This is a genomic window from Pseudoalteromonas sp. T1lg88 (genome assembly GCF_002964765.1).
Classification (GTDB): Bacteria; Pseudomonadota; Gammaproteobacteria; order Enterobacterales; family Alteromonadaceae; genus Pseudoalteromonas.
This window is the reverse complement of sequence record NZ_PQCF01000032.1, coordinates 63,906-76,217: the sequence shown is the minus strand read 5'-3', so window position 1 is coordinate 76,217 and position 12,312 is coordinate 63,906. Positions and strand designations below refer to the sequence as shown.

Genomic DNA, 12,312 nt, shown 5'->3' with positions numbered 1-12,312 from the left:
GCGCTATTGTACGCAGCCAGGGCCATTCACGCCAGTCCCAAACCAAGACCCTTAGCCTAACCACCAGCTATCGAGGTTATCCACCTTGCCATTGCGGGTCGAGGCAATTTTCAGCGGGCTTTTAATGTCGCGCCAGGCCATTACCTTATTACCCTTATTAAGGTGGGCAAACTCGCAGCCTTGGGGCTCAACACCCAAATAGCGGCAGAATGTGTGGTAGGCATGGGGCTCGCCTAAATTCAGGCACAACAAACGCTCGCTCTGAGTGGCAAAATAGTCGCGCACCTGCTGTTGGTGGCGGCGATAACAGTGTAAAAGGTGTGCATCATCCGCCAGTGTGTGTGGGTTCAGAGGGGCAAATACCCGCCCATAACTTTGTTTTAATAAAGGGCTAAAGCCGCCATGGGTGCATAACAGGTTATCGCTCATGCGCGCCAGTAATTGCTTAATGGATGCCAGCCAGGCCTGTTCATCACGGCAAAGGAGAATAAAGCGACTGCGCGGATAGCGCCTGGCAAGCTCGGGATAATGACTAAAACAAGGAGTGTCGGCCAGCACTTGAGCCTGTTCAAAGCAGGCCTGAGTATAGGCGGTGTGCGCCGTAGGCAAGCCCAACTGTAAGGCCGCCACACACACGCTGGTGGTGCCGGTACGGGGCAAGCCCAGCACAAATATTTTCTCTACTGCATTCATTAGGGGTGGCCTTGATCCGCGCCCAAAAAATAAGGGCGCCATTATACTCATGCCCCTTCATCTATGCGACCCTGGGCTTGTGCTTTTATGCAGACAAAAAAAAGCGGCGGTTAAATACACCGCCGCAACCGGGGAGCTGCTAATTACAGCATTGCTAAGTATAGTCACTAAAATATAAGTTAGTAATATTTATCGCTTTTATCATTGCCATTGCCGCTGCCATAACCGTCATCAAACAGGGTGCGCAAATTGTCGGCAAAGGATTTTAATTTTTCTTTCATGGTTCTTTTTACGCTGACTTCGACGCTGCCTAAAACATTACGGCCGGTGAGTAAAATACGCGGACGTTGGCGGTCTTGATCCCGCGGACCTAAGGCCACCCGCTGATTGCTAGTGGAGGCAATAATATTGGTGGTTTGCGTCACCACATCAACGCCCTCTGGCACATAAATCTCGCATGAGCCCAAATAGCTGTTCAGGTGAATATGCACCTCCGGATGGCTGAAGATGGCATTACTGAAGTCCAGCTCCAAGGTCCCAAGCACGTTTTTTATCTGTATTTCTTTAGGAACCACCCAATCACCGCCACGGTGATCCGAACTTAAAATGGTGGTGATGGACTCACCAATCGGTTGCTCATCGCCACGACCATATTGTGGGCGCAAACGGGCCGCCTTTTCACTTTGATAGCGCGGGTCTGCTTGCAATGGTAAATCGGCAACCAGGGTCACTAGATATTCTTGATCCGTGCTGTCATAGGCTGCATCCAAACGGCGCTCGAATGCCTCGGCAGAGAGCTCGCCATGGCTGTAATTAAGTATAAGCTGGTCTATGACTTCTTCTTTAACCTGCTCTAGGGGTCTATCCGCGACGGGTACCGACATAATTCAATTCCTTAAAGTGTAATCCTATATAGGCTAGTACTTTTACAGCAAACTTTAGACCAAGATTAAAAACACATATAAATCATATAGATAAATAGAACCTGATAACAAGTGCCGGTAGCAATGACCACGTTTACGTATTTATCACCACTTTTTAGCAAATTTTGCACATGCGTTTTAACTAACGCCGGAAGTTGACCAGCTGCTCGCCAACCACCAGGTGCACAGCACCAAGACACTCAGGGCAGCAATGCCTTTGAGCTTATGTTTGCGGATCACCTTTTCCGCTTTATTACCGGCGTAATACACTACCAAAGCCAGACCAAAATATCGCAACGAGCGGGCTATAGCGGTGGCAAGGAAAAATAACCACAGGGGATAATGAGTCGCCCCCGCCGCCAACATGGCAATTTGAAAGGGAATAGGCACTATGCCCAGGGTCAGCACAAACCAAAAGCCCTGGCTGTGCATTTGCGCTTTGACTTCGGCAAACTGCTCCGGGGTTGAGATAAGTTCGATTAGCCAATCACCCAGCATATCGAAAAGATAATAGCCCAGGGCATAACCAAACAAGGCGCCGAGCATACAACCCAGAGTTGCCACCAAAGCGATGGCCCAGATTTTATCGCGCCGCGCCTGCATCAGCGGCACCAAGAGCGCTTCCAAGGGAATGGGCACTATGGTCGACTCTAAAAACGAAGCCAGGGTCACGCTTGAGAGCATATGCCGAGAGTGGATCCAGCGCCGTGTTTTATGTATCAGTCGCCCACAAATTCCCATCTTGTCTCCCTACATCATTATGTGCCATTTAGTCGGCGCTTTACCAAAGTGATTCGTGTTAACAGCCTAGCGCTGCTCCAACTGCGTCAAAAGCTCTTGCTGCTTGGCTTTCGTTAGTTTCGCCACCACCAAGAGGTAAGAGTTATCCATCATGCGCTCGACTTCCCCTTTAGGAATGCTGCCGTCTAAAATAATCGTGTTCCAAAGTCGTTTATCCATATGGTATCCGGGCAACACGGCGCTAAAAATATCGCGCAGCGCCTGCGCCTCATCCGGGTCGCACTTGAGGTTCATTTGCCACATGGGTTCGCCATCGTCGATTGCACGCAGCGTTAAAGTGGCAAACATCTTACCTGCTACCTTATATACATCAACCCCTTCGCCAAAGGGTTGCTCGACCTTGGTTTGTGGCTTATTGAGCAAATAATTATGGGCTTGAGTCTGATCCATACCGGCACCTTATTATTCATGGTTATTTGGTTACTTTTACTCAGTCTTCAAAGGTTAGTATCTATGGCCGCTGAGTTCACCTTGCTGCCAGCGGCTATAGCCTTGCCTGATGTTAACCGAAACTAATCCCTGTACCTGCTGAGCACTGAGCTTCTGACAGCGCTGCGCCACTTGTGCTTTGACTACTCGCTTGAACGCCTTTCTGCCCTCAGAATTATGCAGCAAATAGCTGATAAAGGCCCAACTGGAGCGATATAACTTGCTACTATCACCATCGTTTTGCCACAAGGCTTCCGCTTGCCATAAATGACCCGGGCTATAAACGCTCTGTTGTAGCCAGCCATCACGAACCCAACTCGGATTAGGATGTACCATCACCAATTGCAGCTCAATCTCGGTGTACTCAAAATATTCCGCCAACCCCTCATTGAGCCAAGAAGGCGTATTGCCTAATACGGCGTGATTTATGGCGTGTACAGCTTCATGTATGGCCGTGCGCATGGTTTGAACATCACCTCGGTATTCTATATAGGCTTCATTGGAACGGCCGAAATAACTGCCGACGCTGTTTGAGGAAGTACTGCCAGCGCGGCGTATGGCTGCCAGGTAACTGCTGCGCGTCGGCAATACATGCAGGCGCAGATCAACCTTACGCATCGCCTCCCTGCCGACCACCTGACTATAGGCTTTAAAGACACCATTTAAGGTCGACTCGATTCGGGCTCTAAATTCACTATTCATACTCGGCGCAATCAGCTCAAGGGCAAAGTAATCCATCACATCAACACCCTCGTACCGATATTCCTGCACCTCAAAGTCGGGCTTTTGGTCACTGACATGACGCACGCCCTGACTATCAGTCCAGGTGTAAATACCCTGAAATTGCTGCACCTTGAGCTCTCCTAAGGAAGTGTCGGTACAGGTAAAACGCTGCCCAAGGTTATGCTTATTGCCCTTTGTCGCCACGACGCTTTTTTCGCCACTCTTTCCGGTACCAGCTCCGATACCGGGCTGAGCTTGTGTGTGTTTAGTCGGTGTGTTTAAAGGCGATTTATTCTGCAGCGGCGCTGGAGCTGGAAACGAGGCTTGTTTTGAGCCAAATAATTGCTGCAGCCAGGTTATACAGGCGGCTACTGGCTCGGGTAACTCCAGCTGTTTTCCCTGCAACTGATTGGCCCGGTGCGCCAGCGCTAAGAAAATAGCTAAGCATATAAATATCTTGATGATTCTTCTTTCCATAACGCGTTTATTTATCTAATCCCTTTGCCCCAGATCATAACAGCGATTACTGGACTGGGGTACAACTAGCATGGACGGCCAAGCAAATTATGCCGTGACTTTAGCGCTAAGCTAGAGATGTCCTCATGATGACAAAAACAAGGAGATTCATTATGAAAGCAGCAGTTGCCCATAGTTTTGGCGCCCCTTTAAGCATTGAAGAAATAGCCAAGCCTACTATCGACGCCCATCAGGTGCTGGTGAAGATTCATGCCTGCGGGGTGTGTCATACGGATTTACACGCCTGCCACGGCGATTGGCCGGTCAAACCCAAACTCCCCCTTACCCCGGGGCATGAAGGTGTAGGTGAAATTGTTGAGCTCGGCAGTGCCGTCAGCCACTTAAAGCTTGGCGACCGAGTTGGGATCCCTTGGCTTTACAGCGCCTGTGGCCATTGTGAATATTGCCTCGATGGCAAGGAGACCCTGTGTCTGGAGCAGCAAAATGCGGGCTACTCCGTCGATGGCGGTTTCGCCGAATACTGCACCGCCCATGGCGACTATGTGGTGAAAATCCCCGAAGGACTAAGCTACCCGGATGCCGCACCGCTGTTTTGTGCTGGCGTGACCACCTATAAGGCACTCAAGGTATCCGAGACCAAGCCCGGACAATGGATGGCGGTTTTCGGCGTCGGCGGCCTTGGACACCTGGCGGTGCAATATGCCGTGGCCATGGGCATGCGGGTTGTGGCCGTGGACACGGGTGAAGCCAAACGTGAACTCGCGCAGCAGTTGGGTGCCGAACATTTCTTCGACTTTAAAACCGACGATGTGGTCAATGCCATCAAAGAAGTCAGCGGTGGCGTGCATGGCAGCGTCTGTACCGCGGTAAGCAAAGCCGGCTTTAGGCAAAGCTATGATGTGGTGCGCCGCGGTGGTAAATGCGTGCTGGTCGGCCTGCCGCCGGAGGACATGCCTTTGCCTATTTTCGATACAGTACTCAATGGCGTCAGCGTGGTTGGCTCTATCGTCGGCACCCGCAAGGACCTGGAGGAATGCTTAGAGTTTGCCGCCCGCGGCAAGGTCAAAGCCATTATTACCGAGAAGGGCCTTGATGATATTAACGATATCTTCGCGGATATGGAAAAAGGCGAGATCACCGGGCGCATAGTCATGAATATGCCCTAGTAAATTAAGCAGGCCACCGCAAGGTGGCCTTAGCTAATACTTAAACCTATCTCTTTCACCTTGAGAGATAGAAGCCGCTATAAACCACCACTTAAATATTTGCCACTGCCGACTATGGTCGCATTTTGCTCAGCGCCAAAAGCTCCTATTTTTATTAACACTCTCACAATTTTATTTTGGAGCCTTGTATGTCAGGCGAATATCAACGCACCTATCGCGCCTTTAGTGATAATCCAGAGCAATTTTGGCTGCAACAAAGCGAGCGCATTGCCTGGTTAAAGAAACCGCAGCAAGCCTATCATCAGGATGAGCATGGCTTTTATCACTGGTTTGCCGATGCCGAACTTAATACCAGCTACCTGGCACTGGATCAGCATGTGTTGAACGGCCATGGCAATGAAACGGCGCTGATTTACGACTCGCCGGTCACAGATAGCAAGCGTCAGTACAGTTACAGCGAATTGCTCGAAGAAGTGAGTAAGTTTGCCGGGGTCATGCAAGGGCTGGGAGTTGGTAAAGGCGATCGCGTGGTGATCTATATGCCTATGATCCCCGAAGCTGTGATCGGCATGTTGGCCTGTGCCCGCCTCGGTGCCATTCACTCCGTGGTCTTCGGTGGTTTTGCCGCCCATGAGCTGGCGGTGCGTATTGATGATGCCACACCAAAACTTATCCTCAGCGCCTCCTGCGGGGTTGAGGTCGATAAGGTGATCGAATACAAGCCGCTGCTCGATGAGGCCGTTAGTCAGGCCCAACATAAGGTCGAGCATTGTGTTATTTACCAGCGCCCGCAATGCTATGCGCCGCTTAGCGAATGCCGCGATATTGACTGGGCTACTGCCATGAGTCACGCTCAAAGCGTGGACGCTGTGCCAGTCGCCGGCGCCGATCCTCTCTATATTCTTTACACCTCAGGCACCACGGGCACACCCAAGGGCGTAGTGCGTGAGAACGGCGGCCATGCGGTGGCCATGCATTACAGTATGGAAACCGTATACGGTATGCGCCCAGGGGAGGTATTTTGGGCGGCCTCGGATATAGGCTGGGTGGTAGGCCACTCCTACATAGTTTATGCGCCGCTGATTTATCGCTGCGCCACCGTGCTTTACGAGGGCAAACCTGTGCGCACGCCCGATGCCAGCGCCTTTTGGCGCGTGGTTGAAGACTACAAGGTTACAGCTTTATTTAGCGCCCCAACCGCATTTCGTGCCATCAAAAAAGAAGACCCCAGCGCTCAAGGTTTTAAGCAATTCGACACCTCAAGTCTAAAACGCTTGTTCCTCGCTGGCGAGCGTCTGGATCCGCCCACCTATGAGTGGTTAAAAGAGCACACCCAATTGCCGGTGCTGGATCACTGGTGGCAAACCGAAACCGGCTGGGCCATCGCCTGCAACCCCATCGGCATTGAGGCCCTCCCCACCAAGGCAGGCAGCGCCACAGTGCCCACCCCGGGTTTTGATGTACAGATACTAGATGTCCATGGTGAGCAATGCGAAGCCAATGAGCATGGCGCCGTGGCCATTAAGCTGCCGCTGCCACCCGGATGCTTGCCGACTATCTGGCAAAATAACGAGCGCTTTAAAAGCGGCTATTTAAGCCAGTATCCGGGCTATTACCTGTCCGGCGATGGTGGTTACTTCGATGAGGAAGGCTATCTGTTTATTATGGGCCGCACCGATGATGTGATAAACGTGGCCGGTCACCGCCTGTCTACCGGTGAAATGGAAGAGATAGTTGCGGCTCACCCGGCGGTGGCCGAGTGCGCGGTGTTTGCCATACATGACAGCCTTAAGGGGCAAATCCCCATGGCCATGGTGGTGCTTAAAGACGACTTCACCGGCAGTCATGAAGAGGTCGAGCAGCAACTTAGAGCCTCGGTACGCTCCACCATAGGTGCCATTGCCTGCCTGCGGGATATTATCTGCGTGCCGCGCTTACCAAAAACCCGCTCGGGTAAAATATTGCGCAAGAACCTGCGCCAGTTGATTGATGGTGAAGAGCTGCAGATCCCCTCCACCATAGATGATGCCAGCATCTTTACCGAGATAAGCGAGCAGCTGCAAGGGCGTTAACTCGGCGGTCAAGGCAACCTGCGGGGGCGTTCATTCGCCCCGCGGTTTATTCCCAACGCGCGATAAAGGCAATAAAGTCCTCAGCCGCCAACGGCTTGGCACACCAGTATCCCTGTACCTGATCACAACCCAGCTCAGCCAGACATTGCCACTGCTGCTCGGTTTCCACGCCCTCGGCTATGCTGCCAATATTGAGCGCCTTGGCCAGTTGCACCATGGCCTTGACTATCGCCACATCCGCCGGCTCGCCGCTGGCCAAATCATCAATAAAGGATTTATCTATTTTCAGCTTATCGACAGCGAAGCGCTTTAAGTAGCTCATTGATGAATAGCCGGTACCAAAATCGTCGATGGACACCCTAAAGCCCGCGGCGCGCAGCGAATTAATGCGCTTAAGTACCGAGTCCGGATCCATCAGGGCGATGGCCTCGGTGAGCTCCAGCTCAATACAGCTGAGGGGCACCTCATAAATCTCAAGCTCGCGCATCAGCGCGCCCAGCAATCCTTGGTCTTCAAAGCTTGCTGCCGATAGATTAACGGCAAACACCAGGTCTTCGACTCCCATTGCCAGCCATTGTTTTATTTGCGCCAGCGCATGCCTAAACACCCAGGCATCCAGGGCTTTGATCAAACCTGCGCTTTCCGCCACAGGAATAAACTCGCCAGGGGAAACCTGACCTAACTCAGATGAGTGCCAGCGCAGCAGCACCTCGGCGCCGACCACCTGACGGGAATCTATACGCACCTGAGGCTGAAAGACCAGGGAAAGTTCATCTTCCAACAGCGCCATGTTGAGGGCATTGATCACCTGCAGTTGTCGCGACGCATGCTGATTCATCTCCCGCGCATAAAACAGGAAGTTGTTGCGACCACGTTTTTTCACTTCAAACAGTGCCGCTTCGGCCAGTTGCAGCAAGCGTTGGCTGTTATCGCCATCATGAGGATAAAGCGCCACACCAATGGAGGCGGTGAGCACCATGTTTTTACCGTCGATATTAATCGGCGTGCGCAAAGATTCGAGGACGCGTTGAGCCTTGCATGAGGCACTGTTGGCCTTGGCATAAGGCATTAAAAAGGCAAAACGGTCACCGGGCAAGCGACAGATCAATTCGTCTTCATCACCTAAATTGAGCAGCCGCTGAGCCAAGGTTTTGAGGATCAAATTGCCCTTTTCATAACCCAGAGCTTCGTTGAGCACCTTAAAGTTATCCAGACCAATAAACAGCAGCGCGCCCTCGGTCAGCCTGTTCTTCGAGCGCAAAGATGCAAACACATGCAGCAGCATCTTGCCATTGGCCAGCCCGGTGAGCTGATCATAGTAAGACAGATGATGTATCTTGGTTTCGTTTTCTATTTGAGCGGTAATGTCGTGCTGAAAAGAGATGTACTTGCTGACCTTGCCGTCTTTATCCTTGATCGGGTAGATGGTGGTACGCTCGATCAGCTCCTGCCCTTGCTTGTTACGGTTGATCAGCTCCCCCACCCAAGGTTGCTGGGCAGTCAGGTTTTGCCACATGGACTGATAGACCTGAGGCGCGGTTTTACCCGAGCTGAGAATAGCCGGATCATTGCCCAGCAACTGCTCGCGCGAAAAGCCACAAAGTTCCACATAAGCGCGGTTCACATACTCGATTTTAACCTCAGTATCCGTGATTAAAATCGGGTGCGGATTTTGCTCAACCGCCAATGACAAGGTGTGCATACGCTCTTCCTGACGAAGGCGGTTTAACCAATGCCAAATGGCCTGGGACCAAATGGTAATAGCCTCTACCTCACGGTCGCTAAAACTGCGCTGGTCATTGCTAAGCAAGATCACCATGCGCAGTACCTCCTGATCGCGCACCGGCACCGCCATTACAACCCCTAGCGCCGATAACTCACTCTCTTGGCTTGACTGCCCCTGCCAATGAGGATGTAAAACATGCTCTTGCGTACCTAGCTGCGGCGACAGTTGTGACAATAAATCCAGGGCCTGTGTCACCTTGAACTGCCCTTCACCAGCTAGCAACTGGTAAGTCCCGTCGTCATTAACCGCATACAGGCCAATACTTTGGCAAGGAACTAGATAGCGGGCATAGCTCACCCCATGACTCAGTAATGCCGACTCACAGCCCTTATAAGCAACATCGGATAAGCCTAGCAAGCCTTCTTTAAGTCTGGCTTCATGGGCCAGAGCATCGACTTGCGCCGCACGTTCGCTGACATCGCGCACCACCACCAAATAATTCGCACTGCCTTGCTCGGCCAGTTTCACCACCACGCATTGGTAATGGCGTTGCTGTTGTTGCCGGGCGACCACTATATTCTCCACCTCGGCCATACCCTGACGCTTGGCCGCGGCCACTGTGTTATATAGGCGGGTTTGATCTTTGCCTGCAAACAAGGTGTAAATGCTGCGCCCTATACTCTCCCCCTGCAGTAAAAACGGTTCGTTTTCTTTGGCATGGCTGCGCAGTATTTTGCCGTGTTCGTCAATTTCAAACACCAGTTCAGGCAAGGCGCTTAAGGTGGCACTCAGGCGATGGCGCGAACGTTCAAGATCAAGAAATGGCCGGGTAATGGTTTCCACAAACAGCACCTGATAAAGCAAAATATAGGCAACAATTTTATAGAGGTGACCACAGAGGTTTAGGGTGTCGCTGATATGAGTGTAAAGGGTAAAATAATATTCGCTGAGAACCATAAGCACGGCGACCACGAACAAATGGCTTAAATTTCTGCTCTGTCGTACCTGCGCCAAACGCAATAAAAAGAGTAATGCCGCAAAGGCATACAGGGCCATCAAGAAATACTCAAAATTGCGCTTAAAGTCGGTTAGCCCCTGCCCGGGAATATAGCTAGGTGGCAGCCAGTCAGGATGAAATAAAAACACATAACTGACAAACGTGGCGCTCATGCCGGCGACAATCAAGGATGGATAAATGCTGCGAGACCCTAAGGCCAGCCAGGGCTGGGCTGCCAGAGCAATAATGGCAACGGCGGTAAATATGCGCCCGGCAAACCAAAAGTTAATTGCCTTGTCGGCGCTTGCTGGGGTAATAAACTCCGGCATCCCCTGGAACGAAAACACATGCTGAAAGTCGAGTACGCCAACCCAAAGCATCACCCCGGAGACAAATATAAAGGTCGGGCTTTTAATATAGCTGCGTGCGCTCCAGCCCACCGCAAAGATAAGCACAGAGACTATGATGGAGACAAGCTCCAAAAAAGAATGCAGCAGTATATAGTGCTCTATAATGCTGACCAGCCCAAGCCGCTCAATAAGCAGCGACAGCCCCAGCACCACAAGAGCTATTACTAAAAACCTAGAGCTTTGCGACCACTCTTTTGCATGACTGGGGTGAATAAGGTTGCGCACCAGAAAACTTGACCGAAATAGAGAGAATTATGCTTGGATATATTGTCGAGCAGAAGTGAAATACAGTCTAATATGCTGAAAAATCAGCATGTTCGGCAATATACCATAACGGGTGAGGACTGTAACTCACAGGCCGCACCCGAGCGCAGAATTTCACCCTGCATTTGATCTGGGTTATCTTTTGCTAAGATTCAAAGGTCGTTGGTGGACCCCCGCCTCTACAATCGCAACCCGAAAAGGTCTAAAAATTAGGCATCTTCTTGCTGGCTCATAAAGTCCGCCATTCTTTGCAGTAACCCTTCTTCGCTGAGATCTTCCTTATGAGTGCCTATGGTCCAGACATGACCAAAGGGATCTTCCAAGGTACCGGCACGATCGCCATAAAATTGGTCGTGCACCGGACGCAGCTCCTTGGCTCCGGCGGCAATGGCCCGGGCAAACACAGCATCCACATCTTCTACATACAGCATTAAACTCACCGGCGTGCCGCCCAGGGCATGTGGGCTTTGAAAATGCGGCTGCGGGCACATATCCGCCAGCATAATATGGGAGTCGCCGATTATCAGCTCGGCATGAGCAAGGCCACCATCGGGCATGGGCATCTGCATCACTAACTCGGCCCCAAAGACCTCTTGATAATAGCTAATGGCACGCACGGCACCATCAATAATCAAATAGGGGGTAACGGCATGAAAGCCTGGTGGAATAGCAGGAACACTCATAAATTTGACTCGCTGTGGTAATTACACTCAGTTTAAGCTTAGTCGACAGACAGCAAGCAAGTACCTTATCAGTGCCCGGCAACCAGGTATATTTCGCGGCGTTTTCAAGCTAGTATCGGATAATATTGATAAGGTGATGGACGCCAGATAATGATCAATACCCTGAGACTACGCGCTTGTGGCAGCTACTCAAGCCTGGGGGAGGTATTTGAAGTGCTGATAGACGGCACACCCTTGCTGGAGCTGGTAAAGCAATTCGAACGGCGTTTTGATCCCCACATAGGTGGCACCTATAGAGCGGCGCTGAGCCTTGACGATATCAGCAAGCGCATGTTGGAAAACAAGGCAACCCTGATGCCACTGGCCTGTGATTGCGGACAGTGGGAATGTTGGTACTTACTTACCCAGGTGTATTGCACCGACGACTATGTGTGCTGGAAGCATTGGCATAACCCCTATCGCGACGCCCAAAGCACACAGCATTGGGATTACCGTGAATTTGATGTATTCACCTTCGACAAAGCGCAATATCAAGCGGAAATCGTTAACGCATTAAGGTAACGACTTAAAGGCTCAATTATGGATGAACAGGAATTACAGCATTATCTGCGTAGCGTAATCAACGAAGCGGACGTCGCCTTGCTCTGTGATGATTGTAGCGGTGCCCTGGCTTTGGTTGTGAGTCGCTTGCATGCCCTGTACGAATTCGATGAAAACCTTCATATTCCGTTACTTGATGAGCTTCCCCAGCGCTACCGTGCCGGGGAGCTGGACACTCCCGAGCAGATCCGGGCCTTTTTCGAGCGCCACCTAGATTCTTTACCCGGCGATACCCTGCCACCGCCACAACCTATCGAAGACGAAACCCGGTAGCCAAAACGAGCCATTCTAAGACCAAATTCAATGCCGGGTCTTAACCCACTCCACTCTCAAGTACCATCCCGTAAA

General features: G+C 51.4%; 11 protein-coding genes. 4 read left to right on the top strand and 7 right to left on the bottom strand.

The genetic code is table 11. From position 1 onward, the window contains the following. Nucleotides 1-51: 51 nt before the first annotated feature. The 5 genes from C2M34_RS11975 to C2M34_RS11955 all read right to left on the bottom strand — a co-directional run bounded on the left by C2M34_RS11975 (nt 52) and on the right by C2M34_RS11955 (nt 4,046). The gene (locus C2M34_RS11975) at nt 52-693 is read right to left on the bottom strand and encodes a sulfotransferase family protein (RefSeq protein WP_105258926.1); all 642 of its coding nucleotides are present in this window, start codon (nt 691-693) and stop codon (nt 52-54) included. Nucleotides 694-872: 179 nt separating this feature from the next. Continuing rightward, nucleotides 873-1,577 carry a LiaF domain-containing protein gene (locus tag C2M34_RS11970; RefSeq protein ID WP_105258925.1) on the bottom strand — a complete coding sequence of 235 codons (705 nt, stop codon included), beginning with the start codon at nt 1,575-1,577 and terminating at the stop codon, nt 873-875. A 177-nt stretch (nt 1,578-1,754) separates the two neighbouring features. Beyond that, nucleotides 1,755-2,357: a YqaA family protein gene (locus tag C2M34_RS11965; RefSeq protein WP_105258924.1), complete on the bottom strand. Its 603-nt coding sequence runs from the start codon at nt 2,355-2,357 to the stop codon at nt 1,755-1,757. A gap of 66 nt (nt 2,358-2,423) precedes the next feature. Further along, on the bottom strand, nt 2,424-2,807 hold the full coding sequence (locus C2M34_RS11960; RefSeq protein ID WP_105258923.1) for an MmcQ/YjbR family DNA-binding protein: 384 nt from the start codon (nt 2,805-2,807) through the stop codon (nt 2,424-2,426). A 54-nt stretch (nt 2,808-2,861) separates the two neighbouring features. After that, on the bottom strand, nt 2,862-4,046 hold the full coding sequence (locus tag C2M34_RS11955; RefSeq protein ID WP_105258922.1) for a DUF4124 domain-containing protein: 1,185 nt from the start codon (nt 4,044-4,046) through the stop codon (nt 2,862-2,864). 152 nt (nt 4,047-4,198) lie between these two features. Here C2M34_RS11955 and adhP point away from each other — a divergent pair, with 152 nt between their 5' ends. Both adhP and C2M34_RS11945 read left to right on the top strand, forming a co-directional pair. After that, nucleotides 4,199-5,212 (top strand): alcohol dehydrogenase AdhP, encoded by a 1,014-nt coding sequence (adhP, locus tag C2M34_RS11950; protein ID WP_105258921.1) that lies wholly within the window; start codon nt 4,199-4,201, stop codon nt 5,210-5,212. A gap of 188 nt (nt 5,213-5,400) precedes the next feature. After that, entirely contained in the window at nt 5,401-7,284 is a 1,884-nt protein-coding gene (locus C2M34_RS11945) for a propionyl-CoA synthetase (RefSeq protein ID WP_105258920.1), read from the top strand. Nucleotides 7,285-7,330: 46 nt separating this feature from the next. Here the strand turns inward: C2M34_RS11945 and C2M34_RS11940 are convergent, their stop codons facing one another. Then, complete coding sequence (locus C2M34_RS11940) at nt 7,331-10,642, bottom strand: bifunctional diguanylate cyclase/phosphodiesterase (RefSeq protein ID WP_105258919.1); 3,312 nt, start codon at nt 10,640-10,642, stop codon at nt 7,331-7,333. A gap of 248 nt (nt 10,643-10,890) precedes the next feature. Next, on the bottom strand, nt 10,891-11,364 hold the full coding sequence (locus C2M34_RS11935; RefSeq protein ID WP_105258918.1) for a VOC family protein: 474 nt from the start codon (nt 11,362-11,364) through the stop codon (nt 10,891-10,893). 150 nt (nt 11,365-11,514) lie between these two features. Between C2M34_RS11935 and C2M34_RS11930 the strand changes: the two genes are divergently transcribed. Further along, a complete protein-coding gene (locus C2M34_RS11930; protein WP_105258917.1) occupies nt 11,515-11,925 on the top strand; it encodes a hypothetical protein in 411 nt (136 codons plus the stop codon). 18 nt (nt 11,926-11,943) lie between these two features. Next, on the top strand, nt 11,944-12,237 hold the full coding sequence (locus C2M34_RS11925) for a hypothetical protein (protein WP_105258916.1): 294 nt from the start codon (nt 11,944-11,946) through the stop codon (nt 12,235-12,237). Nucleotides 12,238-12,312 lie beyond the last annotated feature (75 nt).